Here is a 17,225-nt window from a genome sequence, read left to right as displayed (position 1 = left end):
GGTGATTCAGATGGATGTGACGTGTTGTGTTCTAGCGGGCTTCTGGGGGTCGTGAGCCGCTGACCACCCAGGTGGTCACGGTCTCCACGAACTGCTCCAGGCTGGGCCGCTCGGTTTCAGGTGCTGCGGATGTTTCCGGGGCGGCCGGTCCTGCAGCTTCGCGGGGCTGGGTGTCCGCACCGTTGCGGGGCAGCATCCAGGCTTCACCGGCGCCTCGGACCAGTCCCACGACGCCGGCTGCCCAGTACCGTGCGGTGGCTTCGGGGATGTGCAGCTCGGCCGGGGCGTGTTGCCGGTGGGCGTTGACCAACAGTTCGGCAACGGCCTGGCAGAACCGGTCCACGGGGCTCTCCTCCGCGGGTGCGTTCTCCGAAACCACGAACAGATACACCTCCGGGGAGTGCTCGATCTGTTCCAGGTACTGGGTGACCAGTGCCCTCACGGTTTCTTGGAAAGAGCCTGCTTCTGCCACGGCTTCTGCCATGCGGCGGCCCATGCGTGCCACCACGTATTCGCCGAGTTCGCGTTTGAGCCCGTCCTTGTCCTCGAAGTACCGGTAGAACACCGATTTCGAGGTCCGGCAGTGGGATGCGATCTCAGACATGGAGGCCGTGGCCCCGCATTCGGCAATCGCGGTCCGTGCCAGTTTCAGCAGCTCGGTTCGGCGCTTTTCACGGTGCAGGCGCCAGCGGCGCGATCGGCCGTCTGTGCGTTCCTTGGCATCGCGAGATCTGAGACCCAGCTGCGTGGTGGACGTGTTCACGATACCGAGAGTATCAGTTACTCTTAGAAAAAGTGATACCCGTCACCGGATCGATACTGGATCGGTCCCGTACCCCAAGGAGCCTCATTCCATGACTGCCCAGAACACCGCAGCTTCCCCCCAGAACCCCCGTCCGGAGTCGGGTGGAGCGGAGGTTTCCGCACCGTCGGAAGCCACCACGTCCAACCGCCCCCAGCCGCGCCAGCAGCAGACAGCCTGGGTGGTTGCGGGCAACCGCACCCCGTTCGCCCGCTCCGGCGGCCCGTACGCCAACACCTCCGTCCAGGAGCTGTTCACGGCAGCTCTGGACGGTTTGGTGGCACGCACCGGCATTGCCGGGCAGCGCCTGGGAGCAGTTGCCGGCGGTGCCGTGCTCAAGCAGCCCAAGGCCTTCAACCTGGTCCGGGAGCCCGTGCTGGGATCCGCATTGGACCCGCACACCCCGGGTGTGGACGTGCAGCAGGCTTGTGCCACCGGCATGGAGACCACCTCCCTGATTGCCAACAAGATCCGTTGTGGTCAGATCGAGGTGGGCATTGCCGGTGGTGTGGATTCGGCATCGGATGCCCCGATCGTGGTGGGCGAAGGTCTGCGCAAGGTTCTGCTCAAGCTCAACCGAGCCAAGTCACCCAAGGACAAGCTGATGGCACTGTCCAAGCTGCGCCCGGCCGACCTGGCCCCGGTGGCACCCGGTGTGGCGGAGCCGCGCACGGGGCTGTCCATGGGTGAGCATCAGGCCATCACCACGGCCCGCTGGGGAATCACCCGCGAAGCCCAGGACGAAATTGCCGCCAACAGCCACCACAACCTGGCCAAGACCTGGGACTCGGGCTTCTTTGACGATCTGGTGACCCCGTTCCGTGGTGTCACCAAGGACACCAACCTGCGCCCTGACACCTCCGCGGAGAAGCTGGCGGGTCTTTCCCCGGTCTTCGGCAAGTCGTTGGAGGCTGAGGCCACCATGACCGCCGGTAACTCCACGCCGCTCACGGACGGTGCATCCGCCATCCTGATCGCCACGGAGCAGTGGGCCACCGAGCACAAGTTGCCCTTGTTGGCTGAGGTGGTGGACACCGAGTCGGCCGCCGTCGATTTTGTGGACGGGGAGGAGGGTCTGCTGATGGCACCCGCTTACGCCGCCCCGCGGCTTCTGGCTCGCAACGGTCTGACGTTGCAGGACATTGACCTGGTGGAGATCCACGAGGCCTTCGCCTCCACCGTGCTCACCATCCTGGCCGCCTGGGAGGACGCAGAGTTCTGCCGCGACCGCCTGGGCCTGGACGAGCCAGTGGGTGCCTTGGACCGGACCCGTTTGAACGTCCACGGTTCCTCACTTGCGGCAGGCCACCCGTTCGCCGCAACCGGAACCCGGATCGTGGCCACGTTGTCCAAGGAACTCAAGGCCCGCGCCGTCGCGCAGAATCGCCCGGTGACCGGTCTGATCTCCGTCTGCGCGGCTGGTGGCCAGGGTGCTGTGGCGCTGCTGCGCGCCTACCCGCAGTCCTGATTCCGGTCGCCCCGTCAACCTCACCATCTCGTCACGGCGACGACGCCGCACAGCACCTGGGTCATCACCGCAACCGTGCAGCAGGAGTCGTCCGTGTGAAAGGACTTGTCCATGAGCCCGTCACTTCCCAACGTCACATCCAAGATCTGGCCGGGCACCGGCCCTGATGATGCCTACCTGGGTCTGGTTTCCCAGGGCCCCGGCCGCAAGGTGGCCACCACCTTGGGGTTGCCCGCACCGGTGGAACTGCGCCGGCATGATCCTGCGCGCCCCACGGTGAGTGGGCCCGTGGTGGTCCTCTCGCCCACCTCGGGCGCGCGCGGACCGGGGGAAACGGCCGCCACTGAGGCGGATGACCTGGCCACCCACCTCCTGGGGCGCGGTCTGGAGGTGCACCGCCACGGGGATGATCTGCGAAAGGTCGGTGCCGTGGTGTTGTGCCTGACGGAGGTGCGTACACCCTCCGATCTGACGGCTCCAGCTCTTGAACTGGGTTCCGTGCTGCGCAAGTTGGCTCCGGGTGGACGAGTGATCACGGTCTCCCGCCCCGCCACGGGGGTGGCTCTGGGCTCAGCGGCCAATCTCCCCGCCTCCGGTGACTCGCAGGATTACACTGCCGTGTCGCGTAACGCCGCCCGTCAAGGTGTGGTGGGATTCCTGCGCTCTGCAGCTCAGGAGATGCGCGGAGGTGCCACGGCCAACGGCATCGTGGTGGCCGATGGCGTGAGCGTGAGCGCACCGTCAGTTGCCGGCAGCCTGGACTTCCTGCTCTCAGGCCGCAGTGCGTTCGTGGACGGCCAGTTCCTGGTGGTGGGCACGGACCAGGGGCCCGCCGATCTGGCGCAGGTGCCTCAGGGCGAAGCTCCGCTGTCCGGGCGTGTTGTGGTGGTCACTGGGGCGGCACGCGGCATCGGGGAGGAGATCGCACGCCTGCTGCACACCCAGGGTGCCCACGTGGTGCCGGTGGATGTGCCCGCTGCGGGCCAGCCGTTGTCCACCCTGGCCAATGAGTTGGAAACGGCGTCGCTGAGCTTGGACGTGACGGCAGAGGATGCAGGTCAGCGCATCCTGGAGCACTGCCGCTCCCGCTACGGTCGGCTGGACGGCATTGTCCACAACGCCGGCATCACCCGGGACAAGATGCTGGCCAACATGGACCAGGCCAAATTTGCCTCCGTGTTGGCTGTCAACACGGAGGCGCCACTGCGGATCACGGAGCAGTTGCTGGCTGATCCCATGGCTGATGGGTTGCGCGTGGTTGGCTTGGCCTCCACCTCCGGGGTGGCGGGCAACCGCGGACAAACCAACTACGCAGCCTCCAAGGCCGGTGTGGTGGGCATGGTGGCCGGTCTGGCCCCGATTCTTGCTGCCCGCGGTGGAACGGCCAATGCCGTGGCGCCGGGGTTCATCGAGACGGAGATGACGGCCAAGATTCCGCTGGCTCGCCGCCAGGTGGCCCGCCGTCTGAACTCTCTGCAGCAAGGTGGGCTGCCGCTGGACGTGGCAGAGGCAATTGCCTTCCTGCTCTCTGATTCCGCCGCGGGTATCAGTGGTCAGACGTTGCGGGTGTGCGGTCAGAACTTGGTGGGTGCCTGAGATGAGTGCCCACGATCTGCAGCCTGCCCGTCAAAAGATCCTGTTGGAGTCCATGCCCTCCCTGGGCGGCATGTACGCCAAGGCGGCAGGGCAACTGGTGGGCCGCGGTGCCACGGCCGGAGTCCGGCGTGCTCTGCGCAGCACTCCACTTCCCCTGCCCGGGCGTTCCGGTGCCACACGACGCCGGACCACCCTCCGCCTGCCCAACATCCAGATCCAGGTCCCCGGGGTGAAGGTGGAGGCCCACGGCAACTCTGTCTTCTGCCAGGTGGTGGAGGCCCCGGTTCGGGTGGATGAGAAGGGCCGTGAGGTCGCCTTCAGCGGTTACCTCCACGCCTTGGCCTTCCCCGCCGCCATGGCCTTGCTCACCCGCGATGACTTCCCTCTGCCCACCGTTGGGCTGGTCCATTTGTCCAATCACGTCCATCACACCCAACAGGTGCTGGTAGGGGAGTCCTTGGACGTCACCGTGTGGGCACAGGATCTGCGGAAGCATCGGGCCGGGGCGGCGGTGGACGTCGTCGTCGAACTGCGGCGCAGTCCGCGGGGCAACGACGACGACGCCCGTGGTGCCGGGATGGTGGAGCCCGTGTGGACCGGGCGCTCCGTGTATCTGGCACGAGGTGTCCAGCTGAGTTCGGAGGCCGGGGGAGAAACAGCCTCCGGTGAGAGCCAGCAGCGCCCGGAATTCACACCACCTGTCCCCACAGCGCGCTGGAGTTTGGGTGCGGACACGGGGCGGCGGTACGCAGCAGTCTCCGGGGACGTCAATCCGATCCACCTCAGTGGGCCCAGCGCCAAGGCACTGGGCATGAAGGGTGCGATTGCCCATGGGATGTACACCGCCTCCCGCGCCCTGGCCATGGTGGATGCCCAAGCCCCCATGACCTGGGAGGTCGAGTTCCAAACGCCGTTGGTGCTGCCTAGTTCCGTGGCTGTGGCCGTTGACCGCACGGGCCGGGCAGAGGGCCTGCGGGAGGCCACCGTGACGGTGTGGAACGCCAAGAAGCGCAAGCCGCACGCCACCTTGACGGTGCAGCGGTGATTGATCGGTCCGGGCAGTTGTGTTGTCAGAGGTGTGGTCCACAATGGCTGCGTGAGCACCCAGATTGAGACTCCCCGGACCGATCGCCCCTCAGATCAGGACCAGCAAGAATACGCGTCGCTGATAGAAGAGATTCGAGCAGCCCGCGCTGCGTATTACGACCGTGATGCGCCCACCATCTCTGACGCAGAGTATGACTACTTATTCAAGCGACTGCGCGCGTTCGAGGTCTCATATCCTGTCCTACGAAGTAACGAATCACCTACACAGGAGGTCGGGGGCGAGGTCTCTGCTGCTTTCGCTCCGGTCAAGCACCTGGAGAAGATGTACTCCCTGGAGGACGTGTTCTCCATCCAGGAACTTGAGGCGTGGCTTGCTCGTGCGGAAGCGTCGGTGGCCGCCCTGCACGGCGCCCCTGACCTCGAGTGGCTCACAGAACTGAAGATTGACGGCCTGGCCGTGAACCTGCTGTACAGGCAGGGGCGCCTGGTGCGTGCTGCCACCCGTGGGGACGGCACCACCGGGGAGGACGTCACGCACAACGTGGAGACCATCAAGACCATCCCCGCACAGCTCACCGGGGAGCAGATCCCTGAGGAAATCGAGATCCGCGGGGAAATCTTCATCTCCACCCAGGACTTTGAACGGGTCAATCAGGAGCGCGTGGCGGAGGGCAAACCTCCCTTTGCCAATCCGCGAAACTCAGCCGCGGGCTCCCTGCGCCAGAAGGACCCTGCCGAAACCGCCAAGCGGCCACTGTCCATGTACGTCCATGGCATCGGCGCGGCCACCGGGCTGGAGATCACCCAGCAGTCTGAGGTCTATGACCACATGCGGGCCTGGGGTTTGCCCGTGAGCCCCTACTCACAGGTCTTCACCTCCGTGGATCAGATCTTGGACTACATCCAGGAGTATGGGGACAAACGCCACAGCCTGGTCCACGGGATTGACGGCATTGTGGTCAAGGTCAATGACCGTTCCACCCAGCGGCAACTGGGGCACACCTCCCGCACTCCGCGGTGGGCGGTGGCCTACAAATACCCTCCGGAGGAAGTCTTTACTGAACTATTGGATATAGCCGTAGGCGTGGGGCGCACTGGACGGGTGACCCCGTTCGGGATCATGGTGCCGGTCACCGTGGCAGGGTCCACGGTGTCCATGGCCACCTTGCACAACCAAGACGTGGTCAAGGCCAAAGGCGTGTTGATCGGGGACACCGTGGTGCTGCGCAAGGCCGGGGACGTCATCCCGGAGATCGTGGGACCGGTGGTGGCGCTGCGGGACGGCAGTGAACGCGAATTCGTGATGCCCACCCAGTGTCCGTCCTGTGGCACCACGTTGGCACCGGCCAAGGAGGGGGACGTGGACATCCGCTGTCCAAACTCCCGATCCTGCCCTGAACAGCTGCGCCAGCGCGTGTTCTACGCGGCCGGCCGCGGAGCTTTCGACATCGAGGCACTGGGGGAGGAAGCCGCCAAGGCGTTGACCGCCCCGGACTCAGGCACGCCGCCGCTGACCTCGGAAGCCCAGCTTTTTGACCTCACGCCGGATGACCTGGCTGAGGTCATGATCACCCGGCCCAAGCGCGGAAAATCGGCAGGGGAAGGGGCCACGGAGCTGGTGCCCTACTTCTGGACCAAGGCCACGGCCAAGAAGGAATCCGTGCCCAGCGCCAACACCAAGCGGTTGTTCGATCAACTCGAACAGGCCAAGCAGCAACCTCTGTGGCGGGTCCTGGTGGCACTGTCCATCCGTCACGTGGGCCCCACGGCCGCCAGGTCCTTGGCCACAGCCTTCGGCTCCATGGATCGCATTCGCAGTGCAACGGAGGAGCACCTTGCTGCCACGGACGGGGTGGGGCCCACCATCGCGCGTGCGGTCAGCGAGTGGTTTGCAGAACCTTGGCACCAGGAGATCGTGGACACCTGGGCCGCCTCTGGCGTGCGGATGGAGGACGAGGTTGATCACTCCACCCCCAAGGTCCTGGAGGGCCTGACCGTGGTGGTCACCGGAACGTTGGAGAACTTCTCACGGGACTCCGCCAAGGAAGCCATCCTGGTCCGCGGCGGCAAAGCTTCTGGATCCGTGTCCAAGAAGACCGACTTCCTGGTGGCGGGAGCCTCCGCAGGCTCCAAACTGGAGAAGGCAGAGTCCCTGGGCGTGCCCGTCCTGGACGAGGCCGGGTTCCAGGCCTTGCTGGAGGGCGGTGCGGATGCCGTCTCGGCCGCGGACGCAGTGGCTCAGGACTGAGTTCTGAGCTGGGTTCTGGGATGAGACACGCCGCTGATCACCTGTGAGGTACCCCACATTTGGGGACATGTCGACAATGCGGCGTGGAGTCGGTCACAAAGGTCGTGACCATTCCGTGATCCGGCTGTTATGGTCTTGTTACTTTGATTTCGCGGGGTGTTCAGCCCATTTGTGCGGGATCAGGTCCGAGCTGTGAGGGCCGCATTGCCCGGTTGTTTCCATGCAAATGCGAGCACAACCTTCCAGTTTGACTCGGATCACAGCCCCCAGGGGGTGACAGTTTCAAAATCGTTACTGTAACGTGATCTTCGAACTTCCCACGGGGACTCCCCGGCCAAGGGGATTCACCCCAGATCTGGCTCCATGCCGGATCAACACCAACGAATCCCGGGTGTTGCTCAACCGTCATCGCTGTCTGCGAGCAACGCCTGAACCTCGATCCAACTGATTCGGGAAGACAGCGACGCAAAGACGCCGGGGACGGCACGAGCGTGGACGGGACCGCACAGGAGCTAGTTGTGAACAAGAACTTCAAGAAGACCATCGTTGCCGGCACCGCCACCGTTCTGGGCGGCTTCGCCCTGGCTGGTGCCTCCGCTCCCGCCAACGCCGTTGACTGGGATGCCGTTGCGCAGTGCGAGTCCTCCGGCAACTGGTCCATCGACACCGGTAACGGCTACTCCGGTGGCCTGCAGTTCTCCCCCTCCACTTGGGCTGCTTACGGTGGCTCCGGCTCTGCTGCCAACGCCTCCAAGGCCGAGCAGATCCGCGTGGCTGAGAACGTTCTGGCTGGCCAGGGCATCGGCGCTTGGCCGAAGTGTGGCCCGCTGGGCCTGGGGGGCACCACCTCCAGCGTCTCCACCCAGTCCACCCCGGCTCAGGCTGCTCCGGCCCCGGCTCCCGCTGCTGCTCCTGCTCTCGTGGCTGAGAAGGCCCCGGTTGTCGAGGCACCCGTTGCTGAGGCCCCCGTTGCCGCTCCGGCTCCGGTTGTTGAGGAAGCCCCGGTTGTTGAGTACACCGCACCGGCTGCCCCCGTGCAGGTCCAGACCGCTCCGGCTGCAGGCACCTACACCGTTGAGGCCGGTGACTCCCTGTCCGCCATTGCCAACAAGCTCGGCATCCAGGGTGGCTGGGAAGCTCTCTACGCTGCCAACTCCGGCACCGTGGCTGACGCCAACCTGATCTTTGTGGGTCAGACCCTGAACATCCCCGCCTGATCTCTGCCTGATCACGGGATGAGGTGACCGCGCGTCACCATCCATGCACCAGGACCCCGTCACCGCTTTCGCGGTGGCGGGGTCCTGTCATGTGCGCAATCGGGCTGCACGGCCCACTGAGCCGGCCTGGCCGGCCGAGTCAGCAATGGGCGTGGTGGGCCCACCCGTCCAAAGCGGCGGTCAGTCCGGCAGCCACAAGGTGTGGTCAGCCAAGCAGCGTGGTGTCGCGGGGTTCCACCACTGCGTCCTCCAGATGGGTCTTCTTGGCCCCGTTGACGCCCTTGAGGCGATACGTCTGGATGAGCGTGAGCTTCACGCCGTCAATGTGTTCCACCTCCGCGATCACTGCACTGGCCCCGGAACGGTCCGGCAGTGTTGCCGGGAATGCCAGCACCGCACCCAGCAAGGAGGGTGCGGTGTCCTTGAGGCGCGCTCGCAAGGATTCAAGTGCTTCCGCGGGATCCAACTGTTCCAAATCCTCCGCGGAGAGACTTTCCAGCTCGAATTCACCATCACGCCCGGCCGTCACCACAAACGGGGGGAAGGCCTGGAACTGCTCCAGCTGCTCCAGCACCACGTGCTGCATGTGCGCCGTCATCTGATCCACGGTGGCCGCAGTGGCGGTGGAGATGCCCTGACGCCAGGCATTGGCGGCGTCCTGCGACGGAGTCCTGGCCGTGCTCTGGCCACCGGAGGTGCCACGGGCGGCAGCTTTGGCGCGGCGGGCTGCCCCGCGATCCTTCTTGGGCTTGGTCTTCTTGCCTGATGCCATCAACGGCCTCTTTCCGGGTTCATGTGTTGTGTGCTCCGCAGCTTCCGGTCCTGGAGTGACCAGTTCGCGCGGCGGCACGTGTTCTTCTTCTCTCCACCAGCGTATGTGCCTGAAGCCCTGATGCTGCGCGGCTAGACTGGCCGGGTTCCGTCGTCGTCGTTCAGCAGCCTGCTCACGGTGCAGGTCCGGGCGTGATGTGCAGCGGAACCAACCCCTCAAACGTGAACACTAGGAGCGTGCATGTCCGAGATCACCCGTGACACCGTGGCCCATTTGGCGCAGTTGGCACACATCGAGATGTCGGAGGAGCAGCTGCAGGCCATGGCCGGTGAACTCGGACAGATCGTCACGGCCGTGGCGGAGGTCAGTGAGGTGGCAGGCGAGGACGTCCCGGCCACCAGCCACCCGCTGCCGCTGCGCAACGTGATGCGCGAGGACGTTGTGGGAGAGCCGCTGACGGTTGAGCAGGCACTTTCTGGTGCCCCGGACGCGGAGGATGGCCAGTTCAAGGTCCCCGCGATCCTGGAAGAAGACTGAGCGCGCAGCGCGTAACCCACTGCAGACGGAAGAGACTCGGATGACTGAGAACTTGATTGAACTCTCCGCAGCCCAGCTGGCGGAGAAACTTGCGGCCCGGGAGGTCACCTCCGTGGAGGCCGTCCAGGCGCACCTGGACCGGATTGCCGCCACGGACGGCGCGCCCGCAGATGACAACAACCGCTACGCCGGCAAGACCGGGCTGAATGCGTTCCTGCACGTGAACGCAGAGGAGGCCTTGCAGGTTGCAGCGGATGTGGATGAAGCCCGCAACAACGGGGAAGATCTGCACGACCTGGCCGGTGTGCCCATTGCGGTCAAGGACCTGATTGTGACCAAGGGCCAGCCCACCACGGCGGCCTCCAAGATGCTGGAAGGCTGGATGAGCCCCTACGACGGCACCGTGACCAAGCGTTTGCGCGCGGCCCGGATGCCCATGCTGGGAAAGACCAACCTGGATGAGTTCGCCATGGGTTCCACCACGGAACACTCCGCCTATGGCGTGACCCGTAACCCGTGGGACCTGACCCGGATCCCAGGTGGTTCCGGTGGTGGCTCCGCTGCTGCGGTCAGTGCTTTCCAGGCGCCGCTGGCCCTGGGCACGGACACCGGTGGTTCCATCCGCCAGCCGGCCGCCGTGACCGGATCGGTGGGGGTCAAGCCCACCTACGGTTCGGTCTCCCGTTATGGCGTGATTGCCATGGCTTCCTCCCTGGACCAGGTGGGCCCGTGTTCCCGCACCGTGTTGGATGCGGCCTTGCTGCACGAGGTGGTGGGCGGTCACGACCCTCAGGACTCCACCTCCCTGACCGATCCCGTCGAGGGCTTTGCCGCGGCCGCGCGCTCCGGTGCCGCTGACGGTGGCCTGAAGGGTCTGCGCGTGGGCGTGGTCAAGGAACTGACCGGTGAGGGATTCCAGGCCGGGGTGGAGCAGCGCTTCCGCGAGGCCGTGGAGCTGCTCCGTTCCGCCGGTGCGGAGGTGGTTGAGGTGGAAACCCCCAACTTCCGCTACGCGCTGGGCGCCTACTACCTGATCATGTCCTCGGAGGTCTCCTCCAACCTGGCCAAGTACGACGGCGTCCGATTCGGCCGCCGTACCCTGCCCACCGACGGCAACCTGACGATCGAACGTGTCATGGCCGCCACGCGTGCCGCCGGATTCGGCTCCGAGGTCAAGCGCCGCACCATCCTGGGCACCTACGCCCTGTCGGCCGGATACTACGACGCCTACTACGGCTCAGCCCAGAAGGTCCGCACCCTGGTGCAGCGCGACTTCAACGCCGCCTTTGAGAAGTGCGACGTCCTGATCTCTCCCACCGCGCCCACCACCGCGTTCCCCATCGGGTCCGTGGATGAACACGCGGACCCCATGGAGATGTACCTCAACGACGTCGCCACCATCCCCACCAACCTGGCCGGCGTTCCGGCGATCTCGCTGCCGGCCGGATTGGCACCGGAAGACGGACTGCCCGTGGGTGTTCAATTCATGGCTCCGGCCCGTGAAGACGCCCGTTTGTACCGTGCAGGTGCCGGCCTGGAAGCACTGCTGACCCAGGCCAACGGTGGGCCCATCTGGAAGGACCTGCCCGACGTCGTCGCCGCCGTGAAGAACCTGTCCGGTGCTGAATCTGCTGCTGCCCAAGGAGCCGCCCAGTGACTGCAGAAACCCTGTCCTTTGAAGAGGCCATGGAGAAATTCGATCCCGTTCTGGGGTTCGAGGTCCATGTGGAGTTGAACACCAAGACCAAGATGTTCGACTCAGCCCCCAATGAGTTCGGTGACGTTCCCAACTCCAACACCACCCCGGTCTCCCTGGGCCTGCCCGGTGTGCTGCCGGTGGTGAACAAGAAGGCCGTGGAATCGGCCATCCGCTTGGGGTTGGCGCTGAACTGCTCGATTGCGCCGATCTCCCACTTTGCGCGGAAGAACTACTTCTACCCGGACACCCCCAAGAACTTCCAGACCTCCCAGTACGACGAACCCATTGCTTTCGAGGGCGAGATCACTGTGGAGCTGGAGGACGGCACGCCGTTCACCATTGAGATCGAACGCGCACACATGGAAGAGGACGCCGGGAAGCTCACGCACAAGGGTGGTGCCACCGGACGCATCCAGGGTGCCGAGTTCTCCCTGGTGGACTACAACCGCGCCGGTGTGCCGCTGATCGAGATCGTCACCAAGCCGATTGTGGGCGCAGGTGAGCGAGCCCCTGAGTTGGCAAGGGCCTACGTGGCTGCCATCCGGGAGATCGTGAAGAACTTGGGCATCTCGGATGCCCGTATGGAACGCGGCAACGTGCGGTGTGATGCCAACGTGTCGCTGATGCCCAAGGGGTCCTCAACCTTTGGCACGCGCTCCGAGACCAAGAACGTGAACTCGCTGCGCGCCGTCGAACGCGCTGTGCGCTACGAAATCCAGCGCCACGCCGCTGTGCTCAGCGCGGGGAACTCGATCGTGCAGGAGACCCGCCACTGGCACGAGGACACCCGTTCCACCACCTCCGGGCGGCCCAAGTCGGACGCGGATGACTACCGCTACTTCCCGGAACCGGACCTGGTGCCCGTGGTCCCGGATCCCGCTTGGGTGGAGCAGCTGCGCGGTGAGTTGCCGGAGCCTCCGGCGCAGCGCCGCAAGAAGCTCAAGGCCGAGTGGGGCTACTCGGATCAGGAGTTCCGCGACGTGGTGAACGCCGGCGTGCTGGACGAAATCGAAGCCACCATTGCCGCCGGTGCCCCTGCAGGTGCTGCGCGCAAGTGGTGGATGGGGGAGATCGCCCGCCTGGCCAACGTGCGGGGCCAGGAAATCACCGGCCTGGGGGTCACCCCGGAGCACGTGGTGGAGCTGGAATCCTTGATCCAGGCCAAGACCATCAATGACAAAATCGCCAAGCAGGTCATCGGCTTTGTGGCCGACGGCGAGGGGTCACCGGCGCAGATCGTGGAGGCACGATCCCTGGCCGTGGTCTCCGACGACGGCGTGCTGCTGACCGCGATCGACGACGCCATGGCACAGATGCCCGATGTGGTGGCCAAGGTCCAGGGCGGCAAGGTCCAGGCCGTGGGTGCACTGATCGGCCCGGTCATGAAGGCCACCCGCGGGCAGGCAGATGCCGGACGCGTGCGTGAGCTGATCCTGGAGAAGCTCGGCGTGAGCTGAGTGCCTTCGGTTCCGGAGGTTTGAGCATGGAAAATGCGGATTTCGGCTTCGGAATCCGCATTTTCCATGCCCAAGTGGGGCACGGATAGGCTCTGAGGCATGCGAGGACTCCAACGACTGGTCAGGGATCGCCCCTTGGCGGCGGTTCTGGCCACGTTGGTGGCCGGTTTGTTCATCTCCATGCGCATGGCCATTCGGGACTGGCCGTGGGAAGCCGTGTTCTTTGCCCAGCCCGTGGTGGTGCTGCTGATCTGGTTCATCATGGCCAAGCGGAATCTGCATGATCTGGGTTTTCACCGGTGGGACCAGGCCGTGGGGTCAGCTCCGGCAGTGCGTGATTCGGCCATGGGGGCAGACATCCGTTCGGGCGCCCAACGGCCCAGGGCCTTTGTTGCTGCCTTGGTGGTGGCGGGTTTGCTGACCGGGATCTCCGGCGCGGTGTTCCTGATGACTGGTGCCACCACACCCATGGGGGTGTGGCTGCCGCGTGCGGCGTTCTTTGGTGCTTTGGGTGCTGTGGTCATCGGATGTCTGGCCACGGCCCTGCCGGAGGAGTTGGTCTACCGCGGAGTCCTGGTGCGCCTCACGGAGAACAAGTGGCCGCTGGTGGGTGTGATCCTGCTCAGCGGTGCCCTCTTCTCTGCTGCCCACGCCCCGAATTTGGCTGCGCAGAACGGATCCGCCACGTGGATCGGTCTACGTTTTGCCGAATTGTTGATCTTTGGCTGCGTGCTGGCATGGGCCGCCGTGCGCACGGGTTCCCTGTGGGTGCCCCTGGGCTGGCACATGGGCTCCAACTTGGCGGGAGTGTTCATCGAGTTGGTGTGGGTGCCGCAGACTGTGGCGCTGTGGCCGGTGGCTCTGACCAGCATGGTGTTGAGCTTGGGCGTGATTCCCCTGGTGTTGTTCCTGGAACGCCACCCGGCCAAGGCTGTCCCGGTCTGGCACCCTCGCACTGTTCTCCCCGCCGAATAGGCCTTTTGATCGCTGCTGAGTGGGTCAGGGGCGATCAAAAGGCCTATTCGGCGGGTGAGGGGAGGGGGAGGGTGTGGGTCAGGCGAGGGCCAGGCGTTCCAGGGCCCAGGCGTCCTCCCACGCGGTGTCCCGCCACCGCTGGTAACGTCCCGATGCCCCACCGTGGCCACCCGCCATCTCGATGCGCATGAGCACCTGATCCGCTGAATCGGGGTGGGCATGGCGCAGGGCAGCCACCCACTTTGCCGGCTCCACGTACAACACACGGGTGTCGTGCAGGGAGGTCACCGCCAGGATGGGCGGGTACACCGGTGACGGTGCAGCGTCGTCGTTGTCACCGGGGACGACGACGGCGGGGCGGATGTTCTCGTACGGGGAGTAGGCCTTCATGCAGCGGTAGACCTCAGCGTCCTGGATGGGGTTGCCCCATTCCTCCCACTCCAATGCGGTCAGGGGCAGTTCCGGCATGAGGATGGAGGTCAGGGGATCCACAAAGGGCACGGAAGCCACCGCCCCGCAGTACAGCTCCGGGGCCAGGTTCAACACTGCCCCCACCAGCAGACCACCGGCGGATCCACCCATGAGCACCACCCGGGAGGAATCGATGTCAGCCCGAGCACCGACGTGCTGCGTCACCGCCACAACGTCCGTGAAGGTGTTGGCCTTGTGCAGCTTTTTGCCGTCCTCATACCAGGCCCGGCCCAGTTCACCACCGCCGCGGACGTGGGCAATCACCCACGTGGCACCGCGGTCCAGCAGGGAGACCCGGGAGTAGGAGAAGGCCGGGTCCATGCTGATCTCGTAGGACCCGTAGGCGTACACGATCGCCGGTGCCGGGTCGGTGACGTCCCGGCGGCGGATCAGCGTGATCGGGATGTGCGTGCCGTCGGCAGCCTGCGCAAAGTCTCGCTCGACCGTGTAGTCCTCTGCGTTGTACCCACCCAGCACGGCCTTTTCCTGACGCAGGATCGGCTGCCCCAAGGAGCCATCAGCAGCCAGGACAAGGTCGTACACGCGGGTGGGCCGGGTGAAGGACTCGGCAGTGAAGCGCAGGACGGGGGAGTCATGTTCGGCAGCCAGCACCTCAATGCTCTCCAGGGCCACCTCACGCGAACCAACGGGGCAGCCCACCCCAACCAGCACAGGTTCACCCTGATGCTGCGTCCCCAATCCCGCCAGCGGCAGCACCAGCACGGATGGCATCATCTCCGCCCGGGCAGAGAACACCACGTGGTGCTCCAGCACCGCGAATCCCATGATGCGCAGACCCGGCTGGGCCGGAACCACGTCCACCGGCTGGACCTCCGTCAGGGACTGCCCCAGCCGGTCGAATTCCAGCAAGGACACCCGTCCGTCCGGGGCCTGGTGGTCGTGGGAGACCAGCACCACGGTACGGCCATCCACCACCACGGGCTCTGCCTGGTACAGGATGCGATCCGCACGTGGAATCACCACCCGCGGTTGCGTCCCCGCGGAGGCATCCAAGCGCAGGAGGGAGACTTCCGAATAGTCGGAGCATCCCGCATCCAGCACCAGCCATTGCCGGTCCGCGGAGAGCCCGGCCGACAACCACAGCCCCGGGTCCTCTTCCACAGCAACCACGGAGTCCTCAGCCACCGGTGTGCCTAGCAAATGCCGACGCACCCGCCACGGACGCCATGACTCATCCACCTCCGTGTAGAACACGGAGGCACCGTCCGGGGAGAGGAAAGCGCCGTAGGAGGTTTCTGGGATCTGATCGGTCAGGATCTCTCCAGAGTCCAGGTTCTTGACCCGCACCGTGAAGCGTTCGTCCCCGGTGGTGTCCGCCGCCCACAGCATCCACCGCCCATCCGGGGTCACGTCAAAACTTCCCAGTGACCAGAAATCGTGCTCCGCAGCTTCCGCATTGCCATCCAGCAACACTTGTTCACCCGGCAGTGCGGTGTCGGCTTGCACGACGGGCGGGGTCCAGGCGTCGTCGTCGTTCACGGGAACGGTGGCGGGGACCCTGCAGCGGATGCCGTGTTCCCCGCCTTCCACCGTGCGCCCGAAGTACCACCAGTCACCGCGGCGGTAGGGCACGGACAGATCCGTTTCCTGCACACGGCCCTTGATCTCCTGGAAAATCTGTTCTCGCAGCGGGGCCAAATGAGCCGTGGAGGCTTCTGCGAAGGCGGTTTCGGCCTCCAGATGCGCCAGAACCTGGGGGGAGTCCTTGTCCCGCAGCCACTCGTAGTGGTCCACAAAACGGTCACCGTGGAAATCACGGGTGGACTCGCGGCGGTCGGTCACGGGTGCGTGCGCAGGCAGTTCGGGGGTGGGGTTCATGGCGCCCAACTTATCGTGTTGCCGCACAATGGAGCCCATGAGTTCACTGCCACCCGAACCTGCAGACCGCCGCACACCTGCGGCTGCGGACGCCACGGCCGGCCATCACGACGACGCCGCCCCCGCCCACCGTGCCGAGCCCGCATTCGGTGGGCAACGGCTGGATCTGTGGTTGCAGATCCTGGTGGTGCTGGGTGTTTCCGTGGGTGCCAGCGCGCTGTGGTCGGTGCTCAGCTTGGCTGAAGTTGCCACCACCACCGGGATTGCTGACTCCCAGGCCACCATGAACCGGGCCATGAGTGCCTCCCCGGTTTTTGACGTGCTGCGCCAGGTGCTCACCATCGTCTTGGCTTTTGTCCCGGTGGTGTTGGCGCTGTACTTCCTGGCAGGTTCTGCCGGTCAGCTCAGGACCGTGGTCCGCCGGATAGGCCTGGACTTCACAGCGCCGCTGCCTGACGTGGCATTGGGTGCGCTGCTGTTCTTGGTGATGGGTCTGGGGACTTTGGGGCTCTACCAAGCCGGCAGGGCGCTGGGCATCACGGCGGAACTGACCACCAATGCCGGGGGAACCGAGTGGTGGAACATCCTGCTGTTGCTGGCCCAGGCCCTGCGGCACTCCCTGGTGGAGGAAGTCATTGTGGTGGCCTTCCTTGCCGACCGTCTGCTGCGGGTGGGCTGGAGCTGGCCGATGGTGCTGATCGGTACGGCACTGCTGCGCGGCAGCTACCACCTCTACCAAGGCATAGGCCCGGCGTTGGGCAACGTGGTCATGGGGCTGGTGTTCCTGTGGATCTACCGGCGCACAGGACGGATCATGCCGCTGGTGATTGCCCACTTCCTGCTGGATGCCGTGGGGTTCTTGGCAGGAGCCTGGTTCTTCGGCTGAGATCCGGGGTCACACCGGGGCGTCGTCGTGATCCGGGTTGCAGATCACGCCGCCCACACCGGAGAATGAAGGCGGTCACGAGAGCCAGCGTCAAGCCCCAGCTTGCTGGCCGGCAACCCTCCAACCGCGGTGGGGTGCCCTGGGTGAGGACCGGGCCGGATACAAACGTGTTCCGGCAAGCGCGGGTCGCGGACCCGGGGTGGCACTGGGA

General features: G+C 65.4%; 13 protein-coding genes and 1 riboswitch. Of the genes, 10 read left to right on the top strand and 3 right to left on the bottom strand.

Features of this window, described 5'->3' with window-relative positions:
- Nucleotides 1-31: 31 nt before the first annotated feature.
- A complete protein-coding gene (locus GTW58_RS08445) occupies nucleotides 32-763 on the bottom strand; it encodes a TetR/AcrR family transcriptional regulator (protein ID WP_157980397.1) in 732 nt (243 codons plus the stop codon).
- 91 nt (nucleotides 764-854) lie between these two features.
- On the opposite strand from GTW58_RS08445, the gene GTW58_RS08440 reads away from it, so the two are divergent.
- From GTW58_RS08440 to GTW58_RS08420, 5 genes are all read left to right on the top strand, one after another.
- Nucleotides 855-2,270: an acetyl-CoA C-acetyltransferase gene (locus GTW58_RS08440; protein ID WP_119932019.1), complete on the top strand. Its 1,416-nt coding sequence runs from the start codon at nucleotides 855-857 to the stop codon at nucleotides 2,268-2,270.
- Between the two features lie 111 nt (nucleotides 2,271-2,381).
- Nucleotides 2,382-3,866, top strand: coding sequence for a 3-oxoacyl-ACP reductase (locus GTW58_RS08435; RefSeq protein WP_119932018.1), 1,485 nt, complete (start codon nucleotides 2,382-2,384; stop codon nucleotides 3,864-3,866).
- Nucleotide 3,867: 1 nt separating this feature from the next.
- Nucleotides 3,868-4,911, top strand: a complete 1,044-nt coding sequence (locus tag GTW58_RS08430) for a MaoC family dehydratase (protein WP_119932017.1) — start codon at nucleotides 3,868-3,870, stop codon at nucleotides 4,909-4,911.
- Between the two features lie 51 nt (nucleotides 4,912-4,962).
- Complete coding sequence (gene ligA / locus GTW58_RS08425; protein ID WP_232817891.1) at nucleotides 4,963-7,161, top strand: NAD-dependent DNA ligase LigA; 2,199 nt, start codon at nucleotides 4,963-4,965, stop codon at nucleotides 7,159-7,161.
- Between the two features lie 518 nt (nucleotides 7,162-7,679).
- The gene (locus GTW58_RS08420; RefSeq protein WP_119932016.1) at nucleotides 7,680-8,378 is read left to right on the top strand and encodes a LysM peptidoglycan-binding domain-containing protein; all 699 of its coding nucleotides are present in this window, start codon (nucleotides 7,680-7,682) and stop codon (nucleotides 8,376-8,378) included.
- A gap of 205 nt (nucleotides 8,379-8,583) precedes the next feature.
- Here GTW58_RS08420 and GTW58_RS08415 read toward each other — a convergent pair whose 3' ends face one another.
- Entirely contained in the window at nucleotides 8,584-9,150 is a 567-nt protein-coding gene (locus tag GTW58_RS08415; protein WP_119932015.1) for a hypothetical protein, read from the bottom strand.
- A gap of 240 nt (nucleotides 9,151-9,390) precedes the next feature.
- Here GTW58_RS08415 and gatC point away from each other — a divergent pair, with 240 nt between their 5' ends.
- The 4 genes from gatC (at nucleotide 9,391) to GTW58_RS08395 (ending at nucleotide 13,818) form a co-directional block, all read left to right on the top strand.
- Nucleotides 9,391-9,687 (top strand): Asp-tRNA(Asn)/Glu-tRNA(Gln) amidotransferase subunit GatC, encoded by a 297-nt coding sequence (gatC, locus tag GTW58_RS08410; protein ID WP_047690272.1) that lies wholly within the window; start codon nucleotides 9,391-9,393, stop codon nucleotides 9,685-9,687.
- A gap of 40 nt (nucleotides 9,688-9,727) precedes the next feature.
- Complete coding sequence (gatA, locus tag GTW58_RS08405; RefSeq protein ID WP_119932014.1) at nucleotides 9,728-11,344, top strand: Asp-tRNA(Asn)/Glu-tRNA(Gln) amidotransferase subunit GatA; 1,617 nt, start codon at nucleotides 9,728-9,730, stop codon at nucleotides 11,342-11,344.
- Nucleotides 11,341-12,843 carry an Asp-tRNA(Asn)/Glu-tRNA(Gln) amidotransferase subunit GatB gene (gene gatB, locus GTW58_RS08400; protein WP_119932013.1) on the top strand — a complete coding sequence of 501 codons (1,503 nt, stop codon included), beginning with the start codon at nucleotides 11,341-11,343 and terminating at the stop codon, nucleotides 12,841-12,843. The genes gatA and gatB overlap by 4 nt, the downstream gene beginning before the upstream one ends.
- 99 nt (nucleotides 12,844-12,942) lie before the next feature.
- A complete protein-coding gene (locus GTW58_RS08395) occupies nucleotides 12,943-13,818 on the top strand; it encodes a CPBP family intramembrane glutamic endopeptidase (RefSeq protein ID WP_081993877.1) in 876 nt (291 codons plus the stop codon).
- A 78-nt stretch (nucleotides 13,819-13,896) separates the two neighbouring features.
- Here the strand turns inward: GTW58_RS08395 and GTW58_RS08390 are convergent, their stop codons facing one another.
- A complete protein-coding gene (locus tag GTW58_RS08390; protein WP_119932099.1) occupies nucleotides 13,897-16,128 on the bottom strand; it encodes a S9 family peptidase in 2,232 nt (743 codons plus the stop codon).
- Nucleotides 16,129-16,165: 37 nt separating this feature from the next.
- On the opposite strand from GTW58_RS08390, the gene GTW58_RS08385 reads away from it, so the two are divergent.
- The gene (locus tag GTW58_RS08385) at nucleotides 16,166-17,014 is read left to right on the top strand and encodes a CPBP family intramembrane glutamic endopeptidase (RefSeq protein WP_119932012.1); all 849 of its coding nucleotides are present in this window, start codon (nucleotides 16,166-16,168) and stop codon (nucleotides 17,012-17,014) included.
- A gap of 73 nt (nucleotides 17,015-17,087) precedes the next feature.
- A riboswitch (SAM riboswitch) is annotated at nucleotides 17,088-17,202 on the top strand.
- The last annotated feature ends 23 nt before the right edge of the window (nucleotides 17,203-17,225 follow it).

Source organism: Kocuria subflava (genome assembly GCF_012163155.1).
GTDB lineage: Bacteria > Actinomycetota > Actinomycetes > Actinomycetales > Micrococcaceae > Kocuria > Kocuria subflava.
This window is presented reverse-complemented; position numbering and strand designations above follow the sequence as displayed.